Annotated in this window: 17 protein-coding genes; 9 read left to right on the forward strand and 8 right to left on the reverse strand. The window is 63.6% G+C overall.

What is annotated here, in order from left to right:
• Window positions 1-57: 57 nt before the first annotated feature.
• Window positions 58-1,110: an aldo/keto reductase gene (locus C404_RS37455; protein ID WP_021193907.1), complete on the forward strand. Its 1,053-nt coding sequence runs from the start codon at window positions 58-60 to the stop codon at window positions 1,108-1,110.
• Here C404_RS37455 and prfH read toward each other — a convergent pair.
• The 5 genes from prfH to C404_RS37480 all read right to left on the reverse strand — a co-directional run bounded on the left by prfH (window position 1,107) and on the right by C404_RS37480 (window position 6,083).
• Window positions 1,107-1,739 carry a peptide chain release factor H gene (gene prfH, locus C404_RS37460; protein WP_021193908.1) on the reverse strand — a complete coding sequence of 211 codons (633 nt, stop codon included), beginning with the start codon at window positions 1,737-1,739 and terminating at the stop codon, window positions 1,107-1,109. The genes C404_RS37455 and prfH overlap by 4 nt on opposite strands.
• Entirely contained in the window at window positions 1,739-2,869 is a 1,131-nt protein-coding gene (locus tag C404_RS37465) for an RNA ligase RtcB family protein (RefSeq protein WP_021193909.1), read from the reverse strand. Before C404_RS37465 ends, prfH begins: the two co-directional genes overlap by 1 nt.
• Before the next feature lie 262 nt (window positions 2,870-3,131).
• Entirely contained in the window at window positions 3,132-3,338 is a 207-nt protein-coding gene (locus tag C404_RS37470; protein ID WP_021193910.1) for a DUF2783 domain-containing protein, read from the reverse strand.
• A gap of 30 nt (window positions 3,339-3,368) precedes the next feature.
• Window positions 3,369-5,048 carry an FAD-dependent oxidoreductase gene (locus tag C404_RS37475; protein ID WP_021193911.1) on the reverse strand — a complete coding sequence of 560 codons (1,680 nt, stop codon included), beginning with the start codon at window positions 5,046-5,048 and terminating at the stop codon, window positions 3,369-3,371.
• Between the two features lie 75 nt (window positions 5,049-5,123).
• Entirely contained in the window at window positions 5,124-6,083 is a 960-nt protein-coding gene (locus C404_RS37480) for an MBL fold metallo-hydrolase (RefSeq protein WP_021193912.1), read from the reverse strand.
• 295 nt (window positions 6,084-6,378) lie between these two features.
• On the opposite strand from C404_RS37480, the gene C404_RS37485 reads away from it, so the two are divergent.
• The 4 genes from C404_RS37485 (at window position 6,379) to C404_RS37500 (ending at window position 11,027) form a co-directional block, all read left to right on the forward strand.
• Window positions 6,379-7,263 (forward strand): IclR family transcriptional regulator, encoded by an 885-nt coding sequence (locus C404_RS37485; RefSeq protein WP_021193913.1) that lies wholly within the window; start codon window positions 6,379-6,381, stop codon window positions 7,261-7,263.
• 125 nt (window positions 7,264-7,388) lie between these two features.
• On the forward strand, window positions 7,389-8,441 hold the full coding sequence (locus tag C404_RS37490; RefSeq protein WP_021193914.1) for a branched-chain amino acid ABC transporter permease: 1,053 nt from the start codon (window positions 7,389-7,391) through the stop codon (window positions 8,439-8,441).
• 4 nt (window positions 8,442-8,445) lie between these two features.
• On the forward strand, window positions 8,446-10,272 hold the full coding sequence (locus C404_RS37495) for a branched-chain amino acid ABC transporter ATP-binding protein/permease (protein WP_021193915.1): 1,827 nt from the start codon (window positions 8,446-8,448) through the stop codon (window positions 10,270-10,272).
• Window positions 10,273-10,283: 11 nt separating this feature from the next.
• On the forward strand, window positions 10,284-11,027 hold the full coding sequence (locus C404_RS37500) for an ABC transporter ATP-binding protein (RefSeq protein WP_021193916.1): 744 nt from the start codon (window positions 10,284-10,286) through the stop codon (window positions 11,025-11,027).
• Between the two features lie 18 nt (window positions 11,028-11,045).
• Here the strand turns inward: C404_RS37500 and C404_RS37505 are convergent, their stop codons facing one another.
• Window positions 11,046-11,387, reverse strand: a complete 342-nt coding sequence (locus C404_RS37505; protein ID WP_021193917.1) for a hypothetical protein — start codon at window positions 11,385-11,387, stop codon at window positions 11,046-11,048.
• 105 nt (window positions 11,388-11,492) lie between these two features.
• Window positions 11,493-12,002, reverse strand: a complete 510-nt coding sequence (locus C404_RS37510; protein WP_021193918.1) for a GNAT family N-acetyltransferase — start codon at window positions 12,000-12,002, stop codon at window positions 11,493-11,495.
• A gap of 176 nt (window positions 12,003-12,178) precedes the next feature.
• Here C404_RS37510 and C404_RS37515 point away from each other — a divergent pair, with 176 nt between their 5' ends.
• Window positions 12,179-13,051: a D-amino-acid transaminase gene (locus C404_RS37515; protein ID WP_021193919.1), complete on the forward strand. Its 873-nt coding sequence runs from the start codon at window positions 12,179-12,181 to the stop codon at window positions 13,049-13,051.
• 79 nt (window positions 13,052-13,130) lie between these two features.
• On the forward strand, window positions 13,131-13,682 hold the full coding sequence (locus C404_RS37520) for a surface-adhesin E family protein (RefSeq protein WP_021193920.1): 552 nt from the start codon (window positions 13,131-13,133) through the stop codon (window positions 13,680-13,682).
• 36 nt (window positions 13,683-13,718) lie between these two features.
• Here C404_RS37520 and C404_RS37525 read toward each other — a convergent pair whose 3' ends face one another.
• Window positions 13,719-13,916, reverse strand: a complete 198-nt coding sequence (locus C404_RS37525; RefSeq protein WP_031329068.1) for a hypothetical protein — start codon at window positions 13,914-13,916, stop codon at window positions 13,719-13,721.
• A 346-nt stretch (window positions 13,917-14,262) separates the two neighbouring features.
• Here C404_RS37525 and aspT point away from each other — a divergent pair, with 346 nt between their 5' ends.
• Both aspT and C404_RS37535 read left to right on the forward strand, forming a co-directional pair.
• Window positions 14,263-15,948: an aspartate-alanine antiporter gene (aspT, locus tag C404_RS37530; RefSeq protein WP_021193922.1), complete on the forward strand. Its 1,686-nt coding sequence runs from the start codon at window positions 14,263-14,265 to the stop codon at window positions 15,946-15,948.
• A 69-nt stretch (window positions 15,949-16,017) separates the two neighbouring features.
• Window positions 16,018-17,643 (forward strand): bifunctional aspartate transaminase/aspartate 4-decarboxylase, encoded by a 1,626-nt coding sequence (locus C404_RS37535; RefSeq protein WP_021193923.1) that lies wholly within the window; start codon window positions 16,018-16,020, stop codon window positions 17,641-17,643.
• Window positions 17,644-17,650: the final 7 nt, after the last annotated feature.

The raw sequence follows: 17,650 nt of genomic DNA on the forward strand, positions 1-17,650 counted from the left end.
TTTCCAATGCGCGAGCCTGTGCTCGGCATTCAATCACCATGTACCGGAGTGGATCACATGCGCTACAACATGTTGGGACGGACAGGCCTGTTTGTGTCGGAACTGTGCCTTGGGACGATGACGTTCGGTGGCAATGATGGCATCTGGCAGCACATCGGGGATTTGCAGCAGGCGGATGCCGAACGGCTGATTGGCCGCTCGCTTGAGGCCGGGATCAATTTCATCGACACCGCGGATGTGTACGCGAACGGCGTGTCGGAGAAGATCACCGGGCAGGCGCTCAAGAACCTGAAGGTGTCGCGCGACAGCGTGGTCGTCGCCACCAAGGTGTTCGGCCAGACCGGCGAGGGCGCAAACGCACGTGGTGCGTCGCGCTATCACATCATGGATGGGGTGAAGGCAAGCCTGGCGCGCCTGCAGCTCGACCATATCGACCTGTATCAGATCCACGGCTTTGACCCGGCCACGCCCATTGAAGAAACGGTGCGTGCGCTCGACACGCTGGTGCAGCAGGGGCATGTGCGCTATGTCGGTGTATCGAACTGGGCGGCCTGGCAGATCGTCAAGGCGCTGGGCATTGCTGAGCGCCTGGGTTGTGCGCGCTTCGAAAGCCTGCAGGCGTACTACACCATCGCCGGCCGTGACCTGGAGCGCGAACTGGTGCCGATGCTCCAGAGCGAAGGTCTGGGTCTGATGGTGTGGAGCCCGTTGGCCGGTGGCCTGCTCAGCGGCAAGTACACCCGTGAGCAACAGGGCGAGCAGGGCAGCCGCCGCACGACGTTCGATTTCCCGCCGGTGGACCGCGAGCGCGCCTATACCTGCATCGATGCCATGCGCGTCATGGCTGATGCGCGCGGCGTGTCGGTCGCCCAGATTGCGCTGGCCTGGCTGCTGCACCAGCGCGTGGTGACCAGCGTGATCGTCGGTGCCAAAAAGGTCGAGCAGCTTGACGACAACATTGCCGCTACCCAGGTTGAGCTGACGGCGCAAGAGCTGGCGCAGCTCGATGGTCTGAGCAAACTCCCCGCCGAGTACCCCGGCTGGATGCTGGAGCGCCAGGGTGAATACCGGCGCGGCCAGCTTGCCGGTACGCGGCAGGCCGGTCGCTAAGCACCGGACGCCGGCTCGAACCGTTCGCCCTTGAACACACGGCGCGGGTTGCCGCGCTCCACCTGGTGATGAAGCGCGCGCCGGTCCGCACGTTGCGCGGCATGCGTCGCCGCATCATGGTCCGCCAACTTGTGGGCGAGCAGCAGCACGGCCAGCCGCTTGTTGGCGTGCTGGCTGCGTTCGGTCTGCACCTTCACGCTGATACCTGTTGCGATGTGCGTGGCGCGCACGGCGGATTCCGTCTTGTTCACATGCTGCCCACCCGGGCCGGACGAGCGCGTGGTCTCAAAGCGGATCTCGCCGGGTAGCGTTTCCGATGGCGCCGCGCAACGTGCCACGCCGAAGAACCAGTTCTTGCGTGCGTGCCGTGGGCCGTTTGTGCGATAGGGGCTGGGGCACGTCCATTGGATCGTGCCCTCCCATGCGCGCGCCACGACGTCTTCCGCATCGCCCTCCAAGCTGACCAGCGCGGAACGCAACGTGCCGGCACGTTCGCCGTCCTCCTGTTCCACCAGTTCGAGTTGAACGCCTGCGTCTGCGGATTCGCGTTGCAGGCGTGCAAGCGCTTTCGCGACCGCCAGTTCGCATTCCGCCGGCCCCTGCGCAGAAGAGAATTGCAGTAACACCATCAGCAGCACTCCCCACGCGTCTTGTAGGTCAGCACCGGGCGCAGGCGCGCGAGCACCTTCACCAGGCCAGCGTCCACCAGCGGTGCGATCACGCTGTCGATCGACTTGTAAGCTTCGGGTGCCTCTTCATAGATCAACTGCTTGTCTTCGCAGATGACGTGGCTACCGAGCTTGGTCCGGTTGAGTTGCGCTGGCGTGAAGCGGCGCACGAGGCGATCCTTACAGTCGCTGCGCATCCACTTGCGGCCCGCGCCGTGTGCGAGCGAGAACAGACCGTGCTCGCTCGGCAGCGGGGCGACGAGGTAGCTGTAGTCCCCACGCGAACCGGGGATGACGACCACACCCGCATCTGACGGCGTTGCGCCCTTGCGGTGCAGCCAGCCACGTTCACCATGGACCGTGGCCGGTGCGACAAAGTTGTGGTGTACATCGAGCAGGGGTTTGCCCTGCGCGTGCAGGCGGTTCAGCATGCGGCGTGCGATCAGCTCGCGGTTGGCCTTGGCAAAGTGCAGCGCTGTGTCATGGCGTTGCAGGTAGGCCGCACACGCCGGGTCGTCCTGCGACAGCCCGCTGTGGCCATGCGCACGAACTTGTTCCTCCAGAATCGCCTGGCCCAGCCCGCGCGAACCGCTGTGCGCCAGTAGCAGAAGCTGACGCGGGTTCAGCGAGAGTCCGGCCGCTTCGTCGTAGATGTCATCGACGCGCAGCAGTTCGGCAAAGTGGTTGCCGCCACCGATGGTGCCCAGTGCGGCATCAAAGCCGGTGTCCGCGGGAGCCAATGCCGCGACCAGTTCACGCCAGCTTTCGTCGAGCGGCGTATCGATGTTGCCAAGTCGCTTGTCGAGCTTGTCCAGGCTGACCTTGTTGGCATCGATATCCGTTGCCCACAGCGTCATGCCGCAGCCGATGTCACGGCCGATCAGCGCCGGATACAGGCGGCCGACTGAGAAGAACGCCGCGCCCACGGGGTAGCCGCGGCCCGGATGCAGGTCGGGCATGCCAGCCACATGGCGCATGCCGTCGAGTGCTTTGGTGGTTTGAAGTTGTCGGATCGCATCGCCTTCGATCCAGGTGTCGTCCGAGGCGATCAGGGTGCCGCCATCGAACAAATGCAAGATGCAATTGCCCATGAATATTCCATATCAGGTCTGAAAAAAAACGTCTGATGTGGCAGGCCGGGGCCCAGGGCAATGCGAAGACGCTGTGAGTTACAGCGCGAGAGATTCGATCAACCCAGGCGAGGGCCTGCAAAGGGGAAAGCAAGGTGACGCATGATTTTTTCCTCCTGTGCAAATTGGTTGATCGGTAAGCGGAGCGGATACTAGCACCGCACTTTGCGCAGTCGCAAGTGCGATGCCGTGCGAGTGTTGGATTGTTGAAACGCGATGGCGCTTACGCGGTGGTTGCGGGCAATGCCAGCCGCGCCGCTGCCAACGCCTCGCGCAACACGGCCATGTCGCCGATATGGTTAGCGAGCAGCAGGATGAGCTGCGCGTTGAGCATCGCGCTTTGCTCGTCGCTCAGGTTGCGGTGCGTGTCGATCAACGCCTCGTAGAAATCGTCGGGGCGGGGCAGGTTGGGTTGGGTGTTCAGCGGCATGGTGGTTGGCGTTGCGCTCAGGCGCTGGGTTCAGACGATTGCGGTGGCGCGCGGCGTTGCGGTGGATGCCGCCTGGCCGCATGCGCGAATCACGGCAGCCGTCAGCTTGGCAGGGTCGAGCGCGCGCCAGCGTGCGCAGACGTGCTGGTCCGGGCGGATCAGGTAGGTCGTGCCCGGCCGCGCGTCATAGCGTTGTGCGACAAGGCCGTCGACGTCTTCGAGCGCGGTCACGTTGGCCGAAACCGTGCCTTTGCCACCGGAAGGGAAGATCGCCAGCGTGGGTAGCGGTAGCACATCCACATGTTCGCCGGCACCGCAGAAGCGCAGCACGGTAAAGCCGTCGCGCATGTGGGAGAGCAGCCAGTCTGCGCGGCCATCGGCACCGCGTACCGGCGCGTCCAGGGCAACCGCCCCCGGCACCAGCGCGCTGGCAAACGGTGCATCATCGGGTGTCAGCAGCGGCGAGCCTTCGAGCACCGTCGGCATCGACAGCCGCCCGCTGTTGACCAGCGTGCGCGCAAACGGATAGTGCTTGGCCAGGCGCAGTGTGGCGTCGCGAAAGAGTCGGCTGACGGCGCTCTTGGGCGTGATGAAATCGGTCGAACGCGTGGAGTGACGGATGTTGTCGTCGGCGGCGAATTCGCGCTCGCTGGCGTAGGTGTCGAGCAACGTGTCGGGGGCGTCGCCATTGAGGACCATGCGCAGCTTCCACGCAAGGTTCTCAGCATCTTGCAGGCCGCTGTTGGCACCACGCGCGCCGAAGGGCGACACACGATGCGCCGCATCGCCAATGAACAGCACGCGGCCGTGGCGGAAGCGGTCCATGCGCTCACATGAGAACGTATAGACGCTGACCCATTCCAGTTCGAAATCGACGCCCTTGCCGAGCAGTGCGCGCACGCGTGGGATGACGCGTTCGGGTTGTTTCTCGGCCACCGGATCGGCGTCCCAGCCGAGCTGGAAGTCGATGCGCCAGACGTTGTCGGGCTGGTGGTGCAGCAGCACCGACTGGTTCGGGTGGAACGGCGGATCGAACCAGAACCAACGCTCGCTTGGGAACGGCGCGTCCATGCGCACATCGGCGATCAGGAAGCGATCCTTGAACGTCTGGCCGTGCGCTTCCAGCCCCATCATGTGGCGTACCGGGCTGCGCGAGCCATCGGCGGCGACCACGTATTGCGCGCGCTGCGTGTAGGTGCCGTCGGGCGTCTCGATGGTGAGCGTCACGCCATCGGCATCCTGTGTGAGGCCCGTCACCTTGTTCTTCCAGCGCAGCTCGATGTTGGGCAGCGCCTGGGCGCGTTCAGCGAGAAAGCCTTCGACGTAGTACTGCTGCAGGTTGATGAAGGCTGGGCGATGATGGCCCGCTTCGGGCAGCAGGTCGAAGCTGTAGAGCAGTTCGTTCTTGAGGTAGACCTTGCCAACGTTCCAGCTCACGCCCTTGTCGACCATGCAATCGCCGCAGCCAAGGCGGTCGAAGATCTCCAGCGAGCGCTTGGAAAAGCAGATGGCACGTGAGCCGGTGGACAGCGTGCAGTCGTCATCCACGACGACAACGGGCACGCCCTGTTGCGCCAGGTCGATGGCTGTGGCGAGGCCGACGGGCCCCGCGCCGACGATCACGATGGGGCGGGGCTCGGTCGCCGCGCCAGGCTGTTGTTCAGCGCACGGCGCGTACGCAAAAACGCGGTTCTGGAAATCGGGGTTCATGTCTCGCTCGCACCCGCGACGGTCCTGGCCGTCGCTTTGTTGGTGGAATCCGTTCACGGCAGGGGTGCCGCTATGTCAGTTCTGCAGTGCGGCCCACATTTCCTGATCGCGCTGGGCGGTCCAGATGCGCGGGTGTTTGATGCCGCTGGCTTCGTCAAAGGCGCGCGTCACGTCAAACGGCAGGCAGTGTTCGTAGATGAAGACGTGGCCGAACTTCGGGTCCATCGCGGCGCGGGTGTGCGCCATGGCGGCCTTGAGGTCCATCTTCTGCGCCACGGCTTCGCGGCCGCGTTCGAGCAGCGTCGAGACGAAATCGCGCGTGTAGGCGAGGCCTTTGTCGACTTCGGCCGGGTTGAGCAGCGCCGGGCCGCGGCCGGGCACCAGTTTGTCGGCACCTAGTGCACGCAGCGCATCCAGCGTGGCGGGCCACTCTTCGAGTTGCGCGTCACCGCAGTAGCAGGCGGCGTCGTATTCAACCAGGTCACCCGAGAACAGCACCTTCTGCGACGGAATCCACACCACGGTGTCGCCCTTCGTGTGGCCGGCGCCCAGGTGCAGGATCTTCACTTCCAGCTTGCCGAGGAACAGCGTCAGTTCACGCTCAAACACCAGCGTCGGCCAGGTCAGGCCAGGCACGGTTTCGACACCCGCGAACAGGCGCGGGAAGCGTTCGATTTCCGACTTCATATCCGCTTCGCCACGCTCGACGATCATCTCGTACGTGCCGCGGCTGGCGATGATGTTCTGCGCGCCTTCTGCAAAGTAGGCCGACGCGCCCAGCACGCGCACCGCGTGGTAGTGCGACAGCACCACGTGCTTGATCGGCTTGTCGGTGATGGCGCGGATGCGGGCGATCAGGTCTTGCGCCATCGCCGGGGTGGCGGTGGTGTCGACGATCAGCACCGAATCGTCGCCGATGATGACGCCCGAGTTTGGGTCGCCCTCGGCGGTGTAGGCGTAGGCGTTGGGAGAGAGCTGGGTGAAGGTGACTTGTTTGGCCTCGAGGTCGGCTTGCGAGGCGAAGGCTTTGGCCATTCTGTCACTCCTGTCGTAGTGAATTACGGTTGGGGGAATTTTCTTCGGTGGCGAAGCTGCCGTGAAAGCGCCGTTGGAGGCACGCAGATGTCAGGCAAGACCGAACGTTGGCCATCATAGACCGCACGGTTGGGTGGCGCGCCTAGGGTATACGTTGATTATGATTGGAATCATTGTTTCTACAATGCGTAAAAATTAAAACACCGCTAGCGGCGGCGGTCCGCATGCTACGCTCGCAGCACTTGTCGCCTCCGGCACCGCCCGGTGCACCCCAACTTGCGCCCCCCACGAGGACATGGAGACCACTGAAGTCGAAGACGATCTGCCACCCGATGGCGATGCTGACGATGCGCGCGCAAATCGCGACCGTTCTGGCATCCAGTCCATCGAGGTCGGCACGCAATTGCTGGTGGCGCTGACGCACGCCATGCGCGCGATGGCGCTGGGTGATCTGGCACGTGCGGCGGGCATGCATCCGTCCAAGGCGCATCGTTATCTGGTGAGCCTGCAGCGCGTGGGTGCTGTCTCGCAAGACCCGCTCACCGGCCGTTATGAGCTTGGGCCCTTTGCGCTGCGTCTGGGGTTGGCGAGCCTCAACCGCACCGATGCCATCGTTCGCACGCGGCCTTTGCTGGCTGGCATGCGTGACCAGACCGGCCACACCATCGGCATTGCTGTGTGGAGCGATCGCGGCCCAACCGTCGTGCACTGGGAAAAGGCTGGCGGCGCACCTGGGGTGAACCTGCGCATCGGTGACGTCATGCCGATGCTCAATTCCGCGACTGGGCGCCTGTTCGGTGCGTATCTGCCGATCGAGCAGACACTGCCGCTGGTCGAGCGCGAACTGCACGAGCGCGCCAGCGATGATCTGCCGGGTCTGCCGCGCTCGCTGACGGACTACTACCGTTTATGTGAAGACATCCGCCGGGAAGGAGCGTCGTGGGTCTCGGGCAGCCTGTTGCCCGGGGTGAGCGCGCTGTCATTACCGGTGTTTGGCGAGCGCGGGCAACTGGAGCTGGTACTCATCGCGCTGAACCTGCAGCCGCTCTTTCATGCGGAACGCGGCGGCGAACTGGAAGCCACGCTGCGGGCCTTCGTGACACAGCTTTCTGCCATGCTGCGAGTGCCAGCACCGGAACCGGCCAAGGCGGGCGCCCGTCGAGCCCGTGCGACGCGTTAGCGGTTCTTAGGGTTCTCGCCAATTTTATCCTTTCGTAAGAAATTTACTATCTCGTAACTCGTGGTGCCCCCTCGTGCGGCCGGCATGCCTGTGCGAATACCACGACACCAAGAACGAGGAGACTCATGGACTTGTCGATTGCCGCCATTCTGGCGCAGGACGGCGTGACATCAGGCGCGATCTACGCGCTCCTGGCATTGGCGCTCGTGCTGGTGTTTTCGGTCACGCGCGTGATCTTCATCCCGCAGGGGGAGTTCGTCGCCTATGGCGCGCTCACGCTGGCAGCCATTCAGGCCAACAAGGCGCCGCTGTCGGCGTCGATGCTCGTTGCCCTTGGCGTGCTGACCTTCCTCGTCGAGATGGGCCGCACGTTGTTGCAACCCGAATTGCGTCTGCATGCGTTGCGCACGGGCGCCATCTATGCAGGCAAATACTTAGTCTTTCCGGTTGCCGTGTATGCCGCGGCCAGCGTGCTCGCGCCGATGACGCTGCCGATGGCCGTGCAGGTGGCGCTCGCACTGCTGATCGTCATTCCGATGGGGCCGATGATCTACCGCCTGGCCTACGAGCCCCTGGCCGAAGCGAGCACGCTGGTGCTGCTGATCGTCTCGGTGGGCGTGCACTTTGCGATGGTGGGGCTGGGCCTCGTGATGTTCGGTGCAGAAGGTTCTCGCACCGATGCGTTTTCCGACGCGCGCTTTGATCTGGGCGCGCTCTCGGTGTCGGGCCAGAGCCTGTGGGTGGTAGCGGTGTCGGTGCTGATGATTGTGGCGCTGTACTTCTACTTTGGTCGCACGGTGTCAGGCAAGGCGCTGCGTGCGACGGCCGTGAACCGGCTCGGGGCGCGGCTCGTCGGTATCGGCACTACGCAAGCCGGGCGCTTGGCCTTTACGCTGGCCGCGGCGCTGGGCGCGCTGTGCGGCATCCTGATCGCGCCCCTCACCACGGTGTACTACGAATCCGGTTTCCTGATCGGCCTGAAGGGTTTCGTGGGTGCCATCGTCGGCGGGCTGGTCAGCTATCCGGTGGCTGCGCTGGGCGCGCTGCTGGTGGGGCTGCTTGAGTCGTATTCATCGTTCTGGGCGTCGGCGTTCAAGGAGGTGATCGTATTCACGCTCATCATCCCCGTGCTGTTGTGGCGGTCGCTCACCACCAAGCACGTCGAAGAAGAGGAGTAAGCCGATGAACACGCTCACCAAGTCTTCTGACCAGACCGGCCAGCGCGGCTGGTTCTCGCGCAACCGCGTGCTGACCGCCGTGTTTGTGGTTGTGCTGGCGCTGATCCCTGTGGTGCCAACGCCTGAGTTCTGGATCACGCTGTTGAATTACATCGGGCTCTATAGCCTTGTCGCGCTGGGTCTGGTGCTGCTCACGGGTGTGGGCGGGTTGACCTCGTTTGGGCAGGCTGCGTTTGTTGGCCTGGGTGCATACAGCACCGCCTATTTGACGACGCAGTACGGGCTGTCGCCGTGGCTCGGCTTGCTCGCCGGGCTGGTCATCACGGTGGTCTGCGCTTATGTGATCGGACTCATCACGATGCGCATGTCGGGCCACTACCTGCCGCTGGCGACGATTGCCTGGGGCCTTTCGTTGTTCTTCCTGTTCGGCAATCTGGAGTTTCTGGGCAAGTACGACGGGCTGAACGGCATTCCCGTGCTGAACGTGCTTGGCAAGCCTTTGCAGACCGGGCGCGAGATGTTCTACCTGATCTGGGCCGTGGTGGTGGTGGCCGTGCTGGCGGTGCAGAACCTGCTGAACTCGCGCCCAGGCCGCGCCATCCGCGCACTCAAGGGCGGCGGCACGATGGCCGAGGCGATGGGTGTGAACACGGCGTGGATGAAGGTGGTGATCTTCGTGTTTGCGGCGGTGCTGGCGTGCATCTCGGGCTTTCTCTATGCGCACTTGCAGCGCGCGGTCAACCCGACGCCGTTTGGCCTGAACTATGGCATCGAATACCTGTTCATGGCGGTGGTCGGTGGCGTGGGCCATGTGTGGGGTGCGGTGCTGGGTGCGGGCTTGCTGACCATCCTGAAGGACAGTCTGCAGAGCATCCTGCCGAAGCTGCTGGGCTCCAACGGCAACTTCGAGATCATCGTGTTCGGTGTGCTGCTGGTGCTGTTGTTGCAGCACGCCCGCGATGGCGTATGGCCGTTCATCCGCAAGCTGTTTCCGTCGGCACCGACGGCCCGCGCGCCGGAAGATGCGCCCGCGCTCAAGCAGCGCGAGAAACCGCAGGCTGGCGAGTTGATCCTCGACGTGCGTGCTGCGCGCAAGGAGTTCGGCGGTCTGGTTGCAGTGAATGACGTCAGCTTTCAGGTGAAAGCTGGCGAGATCATCGGCCTGATCGGCCCGAACGGTGCCGGCAAGTCGACCACCTTCAACCTTGTCACCGGCGTGCTGCCGGTCACTCGCGGCGAGGTGCTTTACCGAGGTGAACAGATCAGCGGCAAGCCCTCGCGCGAGATCGTCAAGCGCGGCATCGGCCGGACTTTCCAGCACGTGCAATTGCTGTCGGGCATGACCGTGCTGGAGAACGTGGCCATTGGCGCCCACCTGCGCGGCGACTTTGCGGCGCAGGGCGGGGTGCTTGCCAGTGTGGTGCGCATGAACCAGGCTGAAGAGCAGAAGCTGCTGTTCGAGGCGCGTCGCCAACTGGAGCGTGTGGGCCTGGCGGATTGCATGTATCAGGAAGCCGGCAGCCTGGCGCTTGGCCAGCAACGGATTCTGGAGATCGCCCGCGCGCTGTGCTGCGACCCGGCGCTGCTGTTGTTAGACGAGCCCGCCGCCGGCCTTCGCTACAAGGAGAAGCAGGCCCTGGCCGCGCTGCTCACCAAGCTGAAGGCCGAGGGCATGAGCGTGCTGCTGGTCGAGCATGACATGGATTTCGTCATGAATCTGACTGATCGGCTTGTCGTGATGGAATTCGGCACCAAGATCGCCGAAGGTTTGCCGCAGGAAGTGCAGCAGAACCCGGCGGTGCTGGAAGCCTATCTGGGCGGCGTGGAATAAGGAGAGCGCGCATGTCGATCATTCTCGAAGTGAAGGACCTGCACGTCCGCTACGGCAAGGTGGAAGCGCTGCACGGCGCCAACTTGAAGGTGGAGACCGGGCAGATCGTCACCGTCATCGGCCCGAACGGCGCGGGCAAATCGACCATGCTGGGCGCCATCATGGGCGCGCTGCCGACCACCGGTTCGGCCAATGGCGTGGTCTCGTATCTCGGCCACAACCTAACCGGGCTGCCGGTGGAAAAGCGCGTGGCGCGCGGCATGTGCCTAGTGCCGGAAAAGCGCGAGCTGTTCGCCACAATGAGCGTGGAAGACAACCTCGTGCTGGGCGCGTACCGCCGCAAGCGCGCGGGCGAGCGCAACTATCTGGATCAGATGGAAGTCGTCTACGACCTGTTCCCGCGCCTGAAGGAGCGTCGCGTGCAGGAAGCCGGCACGCTCTCCGGCGGCGAGCGCCAGATGCTGGCCGTGGGCCGTGCGTTGATGGCCAAACCGCAGTTGCTGATGCTGGACGAGCCGAGCCTTGGTCTTGCGCCGCTGATCGTGAAAGAGATCTTCCACATCATCAGTGATCTGCGCAAAACCGGCGTCGCAACGCTGCTGATCGAACAGAACGCGCGCGCCGCCCTGCAGGTGGCCGACTACGGCTATGTGCTGGAAACCGGGGACATGACGCTCGAAGGCCCAGCGCAGGAACTGGCCGTCAACCCGCGCGTGATCGAGACCTACCTGGGCCTGGCAAAGAAGGCAGCCTGAGTGCTGCCGGGCGCGGGATCAATCGTCGTAGTCGTCGCGACGATGGTGCTTGCGCCATTCGCGCTCACGCCAGCGCTGCTCGCGCCACTGCTGTTCCTGCCATGCGCGGGCACGCGGGTCTTCGTAGTAGCCGGGCGGCGCAACCACCACCGGCTGCGGAGCGACATAGACAGGCGGCGCGTAGTAAGCGGGCGGCGGAGGCGGTGCGTAGACGGGGGCAGGCGCATAGACCGGCGCAGGCGCGACGTACACCGGCCCCGGCACACCAATGCCGATATCAACATTCACTCGGGCCAGGGCAGCCTGGGACGACAGCGCCGCAATGGCGGCCAGCGCGCACAGCGCTAGGTTCTTTTGCATGATGGAAATCCTCGCTACGGCCGCACTGTAGTGGAACGGGGCGTGCGCAGTCTTACAGAAGATATACGGGTGTTACGAATTGTAATGGAGTGATGCGGCGAGCGCTCAGCGCAATGGGCGTTCCATCAGCTCAGCGTCGTCGCCGTAGACGCTGCGCAGCGCCGTCAACTGCGTGCTTTCCATGTGGGTGGACTGGTAGCCGAGGCGGCGCCAGAAGAGATCAGCGCCCTGCACTGCCACCAGGCGTGATTGACGCAGGCCCTTTGCCTGGGCGCTGGCGCACGCGGTTGCGTACAGTCGCTCGCCCAGGCGCTGGCCGCGGCCTGCCGGCGCAATGGCCATGTCATGCACGAACCAGAGTACGTCCGCTGCATCTGCCGCCGGCAGGGGGACGTGCAGTTTGGGTGGCGCCCATGCATGCCACGCATGCGAGAGCAGGTAGCCGACCACTGCGGCGCCATCCAGCGCGACCAGGCACATGGCCGGGCTGCGCGCCCAGCGGCTGGCGAGCGCATCGCCGGGTTCCAGGAACCCATCGCCGTAACACGCCTGCTGCACGGCCAGAATGCCAGGAAGATCGGTATCGGCAACAGGTCGGATGATGAGGTCGGACATGGCGGGCAAGGGTGGCCGGAAGCCTCCGGAAAACCCGCAAGTCTACCGGACGCTCCCGGCGCCTCATGCCGTTTGCGCATAACCCGGGCGCACAACGCTATTCGCGGTGCAGCCCACGTATCCTTTAGATTCCTTGGCAGGGCAGTCCCGCCCGCCTTGAATCTCTCCCGCCCAGCATGTCCCGAATCGTCTTCCTGAACGGCCACTATGTGCCCGCCGCCGAAGCCACCATCTCCATCATGGATCGCGGCTTCACCTTTGCCGATGGCATTTACGAAGTGACCGCCGTCGCGCGCGGCAAGCTCGTCGACAGCGATGCGCATCTCGCGCGCCTGACGCGCTCGCTGTCTGCCATCGACATCGAGAACCCATACAGCGAAGCCGAATGGACGCGCGTGTGCGAAGAACTGGTGGCGCGCAACGGCCTGGAAGAGGGTGTCGTCTACATGCAGGTCACGCGTGGCGTGGCCGAGCGCGACTTTGGCATTCCTGCGCAAATCACGCCGACAGCCGTGGCCTTCACCCAGGTCAAGACCATTGTCGACAGCCCGCTTGCACGCAAGGGCGCGACCGTGGTGACGGTGCCCGACCTGCGCTGGAAGCGTTGCGATATCAAGAGTGTCGGTCTGCTGCCGCAGGTGATGGCCAAGCAGATGGCCGCCGCAGCTGGCGCACATGAGGCCTGGATGACCGACGGCGACCGTGTGACCGAAGGCGCGTCGTCCACCGCCTTCATCATCACGGCAGACAAGCGACTGATTACGCGCCCGCTGTCGAACGCTGTACTGCCGGGCATCACGCGTGTGTCGATCCTGGCGCTGGCGCGCGAGCATGGTCTGACGCTGGAGGAGCGCACCTTCACCGTGCAGGAAGCCCAACAGGCGGCCGAGGCGTTCTACACCAGCGCGTCAACGTTTGTGATGCCCGTGGCGGCCATTGACGGCGTGAAGATCGGGAATGGCCAGCCCGGCCCGCTTACGCAGGCACTGCGCACGTTGTATCTGCGTTTTGCCGGTATCGAGGCCGCCGAGCCAGCCAACCAGTTGTGACCAACCAGATGTGACGAGAACGGTTGAGCTGACACGGTAGAATCGCCCGCTCAGTTTTTGCAGCAAGGCGAGACCACCCATGAAGACAGGAGGCTGGCGCCCGCAAGGTGCCATCGCGGCAACCCTATTGGTTGTTGCGCAGTGGGCAGCAATGCCCGCGTTTGCTCAAACCGTATCCACGTCGGCGGTTGCGCCGGCCATGTCCGCAACCCCGGCAACCCCCGCTGCATCCGCAGCGCCCGAGCGTGCGAGCGACGATGGTCGCTGGCGCCGCTTCGTAGGTGCCACCGGCGTGGTGTCGTACGTCGACAAGCAATCCGTCAAGCCAGAGGTAGAGGCGCAAGCCGGCACACCCACCGTGCATTTCAATCTGTTGCGCAACGTCCTGCCCGATTTCACGATCAAGACATCGGACGGCCAACCGATTCGTTCGTCGGTCAAGCAGGTGGTGCTCGACTGTGCGCAGCGGACCTACACGGTGATTGCGCAGACGCTCTACCGCACGCGTAACGCCAGTGGCAACCCGCTCTACCAGATCCGCTATGGCGAAGACGCGCAAAGCCGCTCGCTTCGCGCGGGCAGCGTGTTTGACTGGATTGCCGGGCGATTCTGCTCAGTGCAGCCGCACTGATACGCGAAAGCGCTTAGGCAGCGTTGATGCGCTGCCTCAGACCTGCACTTCTTCCTCCCGGCCCCGCGCATAGGGCTGTCGCTCCTGCTCGAGCTCCGGATATCGGTTTGTGGCGAAGCCCATGGCGGCTTCGTACGATCCGAACTGATTCGATTCTTCGGCCACGCCGTCGTTGACCAGAATCGCGTACCACTTCCCGTAGAGCGGTCCGTAGACCACCACTTTGCTTTTCATCGTCTTGTCCCTGTCTTTGTATCGATGACCGGACGTCGCGGTTCGCGCGAAGCCGGCGGCTCGGGCTGTCCGGGCGCCAGGTCATGGCGGGCCGTCAGCGGTGTTATTGGCGGACGATGATTGCAGTGAGATGCAGGCACGTCAACGTTTGCGTTGGGCGCAATCTTCTAATGCAAAACATTAAATATGTGCCGTAGCAGTTAAATTTTGTGAAATTGACATCGCCGATGTGTAGCTTCTAAGGTCCACGGGCGTGTTGTGCGCCGCACGACGTGGCGCCTGATGTGATGTCTGTTTGTTTGGTCAAGCAGACAAGCCCGTAAGACCTTCCGGAGAGTCGCTGCCCATGGATTGGATTCACACCGTGTTCAAAAGCGTGCCGGAGACGGCGCTCTTTCTGTCGCTTGCCATTGGCTACGCGGTCGGCAAGATCAACTTCGGCAAGTTTCAGATCGGCGGCGTGGGCGGCTCGCTGATTGCCGCGGTGCTGATCAGCCAGTTTGGCGTGACGATTGATTCTGGCGTGAAGAGCATCATGTTCGCGCTCTTCATCTACGCGGTCGGCTACGAAAGCGGGCCGCAGTTCTTTAGCTCCCTCAATCGCAGCACGCTGCGCGAGATCGCCATGGCGGTGTTTCTTGCGGTAAGCGGCCTAGTCACCATTCTTGTCTGCGGCAAGCTGTTCGGCTTCGACAAGGGGCTGACTGCGGGCATTGCGGCGGGCGGCATGACGCAGTCGGCCGTGATCGGCACGGCGGGCGATGCCTTGTCACGCATGGGCTTGCCGGCCGATGAGGTGGCACGCCTGCAGTCGAACGTGGCCATCGGCTACGCAGTAACGTACGTGTTCGGCAGCCTGGGCGCCATCATCATGTGCGTGAATATTCTGCCGCGCCTGATGGGGCGTGAGCTGCGCGACGATGCCAAGAAAGCCGAGCTTGAAATGGCCGGCGGCAAGCGTCCGCTGGAGCAGGGCGAGGTGGCGTCGCTGCCGGCGCTGGTCGGGCGCGTGTACGACGTGACCACGGGCGCGGGCAAGAGCGTGGCGGAAGTCGAAACCACGCTGGACGACGGCATCACCATCGAACGCGTCCTGCGCAACGGCGAGGAAATCGCCATCGAGCCGACGTTGAAGTTGCAGCGCGCTGACCGCGTTCTGCTGATCGGCCGTCGCGAAGCCGCCGCCAAGGCATGGACGCTGCTCGGCGATGAATCCGCCATGTCTTCCGACATGGACCAGCCGCTGCAGGTGCGCGACGTCGTGTTCACGCGCAAGGGCGCGAGCCACAAGACGCTGGGCGAACTCAAAGCACAGGCCACGCGCGACATGAAGCACGGCGTGTACATCGCGCGCATCACGCGCATGGGCAAGGCCGTGCCGCTGCTGGACGGCACCATCCTGCTGCATGGTGATGTCGTCACGCTGCACGGTGCACCGTCCGACATCAAGCGCGCGTCTGTCGAAGTCGGCTATCCCGTGCCGCCTGGCGACAAGACGGACTTCGTTTATCTCGGCCTGGGTGTGCTCGTCGGCCTGCTGATTGGCACGCTGGTGGCGAAGGTGGGCGGTATTCCGCTCACGCTGGGCAGTGGCGGCGGGGCGCTGCTCTCGGGGCTGGTGTTTGGCTGGCTGCGCGGCAAGCATCCGACCTTCGGCCAGTTGCCGAACGCGGCGTCGCAGATCCTCAAGGACATGGGCTTGGCCGCATTCGTCGCATGCGTGGGGCTGGGCTCCGGCGCGCAGGCGTGGGCGACGCTGCAGAAGAGCGGCGTGTCGATCTTCATTGCCGGCGTGATCGTCACGATGGTGCCGTTGATCCTGACCTACCTGTTCGGCCGCTACGTGCTCCGCTACGACAACGTTGCCGTGCTGGCGGGGGCACTGTCAGGCGCGCGTTCGGCCAACCCTGCGTTTGGCGGCGTGCTGGAGAAAGCCGAGAGCAGTGTGCCGACCATCCCCTTTGCCATTACCTACGCGCTGGCGAACGTGCTGCTGACCCTGCTGGGTCCGCTTGTGATCGCCTTCGCCTGAGCGTCTCCTCGGCCCGCCACCCGCGTGGTGGGCTGCCCTTCGCCAACGCCGCATCCACGGGAACCTGCGATGACTACCAATCCGACGCAAAAATCCAAGGAGCTGGAAGCCCTTGGGCAACTGAGCCCGTTTGAACTGAAGGACGTACTGATCCAGCTCGCGCAGAGCGATTCGCAACGCATCATGCTCAATGCCGGGCGCGGCAATCCAAACTTCCTGGCATTGGAGCCGCGCCACGGTTTCTTCCAGCTTGGCCTGTTCGCGCTGGAGGAGTCGGAGCGTTCGTTCTCGTTCCTGGCCGAGAAGATTGGCGGCATCCCGACCAAGCAAGGCTTTGAGGCGCGCTTTGAAAGCTTTGCACGCCGCAATGCAGATGTGCCTGGCGTGAAGTTTCTGCACCACGCCGTGTCGTACGTGCGCGATCAGCTTGGCCTCTCTGCCGAGGATTTTCTGGCGGAGATGGTGAACGGCATTCTCGGCTGCAACTACCCGGTGCCAGACCGCATGCTGAAGATCAGTGAGCAGATTGCCGCGCGCTATCTGAAGCAGGAAATGATCGGCAGTGCGCCGTTTGTCGGCCCGTTTGATCTGTTTGCCGTCGAGGGCGGTACAGCGGCGATGACGTATCTGTTCAGCACGCTCAAGGAGAACTTCCTGCTCAATGCCGGCGACAAGATTGCGCTGGGCATGCCGATCTTCACGCCTTACATCGAGATTCCGGAGCTCAACAGCTTCCAGCTTGTCGAGGTCAAGCTCAATGCAGACCCATTCAATGGCTGGCAATACACCGACGAAGAACTCGACAAGCTGCGCGACCCGAGCGTGAAGGCGTTCTTCCTGGTCAACCCCAGCAACCCGCCGTCGGTCAAGATCTCCAAAGACGGCTTGAAGAAGCTCAAGGCCATCATTGATGAGCGCCACAAGGCCGGTAACGATCTCATCATCCTGACCGACGACGTGTACGGCACGTTTGCGGATGACTTTGTCTCGCTGTTTGCGGTGGCGCCTTACAACACGATCCTCGTGTATTCGTACTCCAAGTACTTCGGTGCGACGGGTTGGCGCCTGGGCACCATCGCCACGCATGAGAAGAACGTGCTGGACGATAAGCTGGCCGCGCTGCCAGAAGACAAGCGCAAGATCCTGCACCAGCGCTATGCGTCCATCACGACCGAACCCGATCAACTCAAGTTCATTGATCGCCTGGTGGCGGACAGCCGTACCGTGGCGCTGAACCACACGGCAGGCTTGTCGACGCCGCAACAGGTGCAGATGGCGCTGTTCTCACTGTACGCGCTCATGGATCAGCCGGATGCCTACAAGGCCGCGGTCAAACGCCTGGTGCGCGGGCGCAAGGCTGCCCTGTACCAGGCCCTCGGCATCGAGTGCGATGCAGACGAGAACGACGTCGCGTACTACAACATCCTCGATGCCGAAGTCGTTGGCCGCAAGACCTATGGCGAGGCGTTCGTGCAGTGGTTCAAGACCAAGACCAAACCGGCGGATGTGCTGTTCCGCCTGGCCAAGGAGAGCGGCGTGGTGCTGCTGCCCGGCAATGGCTTTGGTGCACTCAACCCATCGGTGCGCGTGTCGCTGGCCAACTTGAACGAGCCGGACTACATCCGCATTGGCGCAACGCTGCAGCGCTTGCTGGAGGAGTATCACCAGCGCTGGCTGGATGAGGGCGGCAATTAACGCGTTT

It is taken from the genome of Ralstonia sp. AU12-08 (genome assembly GCF_000442475.1).
Taxonomy (GTDB): Bacteria; Pseudomonadota; Gammaproteobacteria; order Burkholderiales; family Burkholderiaceae; genus Ralstonia; species Ralstonia insidiosa.

Coding starts and splice junctions, on each gene's coding strand:
- C404_RS37455 (WP_021193907.1), top strand. CDS start 58: ATGCGCTACAACATGTTGGGACGGACAGGCCTGTTTGTGTCGGAACTG.
- prfH (WP_021193908.1), bottom strand. CDS start 1,739: ATGGTGTTACTGCAATTCTCTTCTGCGCAGGGGCCGGCGGAATGCGAA.
- C404_RS37465 (WP_021193909.1), bottom strand. CDS start 2,869: ATGGGCAATTGCATCTTGCATTTGTTCGATGGCGGCACCCTGATCGCC.
- C404_RS37470 (WP_021193910.1), bottom strand. CDS start 3,338: ATGCCGCTGAACACCCAACCCAACCTGCCCCGCCCCGACGATTTCTAC.
- C404_RS37475 (WP_021193911.1), bottom strand. CDS start 5,048: ATGAACCCCGATTTCCAGAACCGCGTTTTTGCGTACGCGCCGTGCGCT.
- C404_RS37480 (WP_021193912.1), bottom strand. CDS start 6,083: ATGGCCAAAGCCTTCGCCTCGCAAGCCGACCTCGAGGCCAAACAAGTC.
- C404_RS37485 (WP_021193913.1), top strand. CDS start 6,379: ATGGAGACCACTGAAGTCGAAGACGATCTGCCACCCGATGGCGATGCT.
- C404_RS37490 (WP_021193914.1), top strand. CDS start 7,389: ATGGACTTGTCGATTGCCGCCATTCTGGCGCAGGACGGCGTGACATCA.
- C404_RS37495 (WP_021193915.1), top strand. CDS start 8,446: ATGAACACGCTCACCAAGTCTTCTGACCAGACCGGCCAGCGCGGCTGG.
- C404_RS37500 (WP_021193916.1), top strand. CDS start 10,284: ATGTCGATCATTCTCGAAGTGAAGGACCTGCACGTCCGCTACGGCAAG.
- C404_RS37505 (WP_021193917.1), bottom strand. CDS start 11,387: ATGCAAAAGAACCTAGCGCTGTGCGCGCTGGCCGCCATTGCGGCGCTG.
- C404_RS37510 (WP_021193918.1), bottom strand. CDS start 12,002: ATGTCCGACCTCATCATCCGACCTGTTGCCGATACCGATCTTCCTGGC.
- C404_RS37515 (WP_021193919.1), top strand. CDS start 12,179: ATGTCCCGAATCGTCTTCCTGAACGGCCACTATGTGCCCGCCGCCGAA.
- C404_RS37520 (WP_021193920.1), top strand. CDS start 13,131: ATGAAGACAGGAGGCTGGCGCCCGCAAGGTGCCATCGCGGCAACCCTA.
- C404_RS37525 (WP_031329068.1), bottom strand. CDS start 13,916: ATGAAAAGCAAAGTGGTGGTCTACGGACCGCTCTACGGGAAGTGGTAC.
- aspT (WP_021193922.1), top strand. CDS start 14,263: ATGGATTGGATTCACACCGTGTTCAAAAGCGTGCCGGAGACGGCGCTC.
- C404_RS37535 (WP_021193923.1), top strand. CDS start 16,018: ATGACTACCAATCCGACGCAAAAATCCAAGGAGCTGGAAGCCCTTGGG.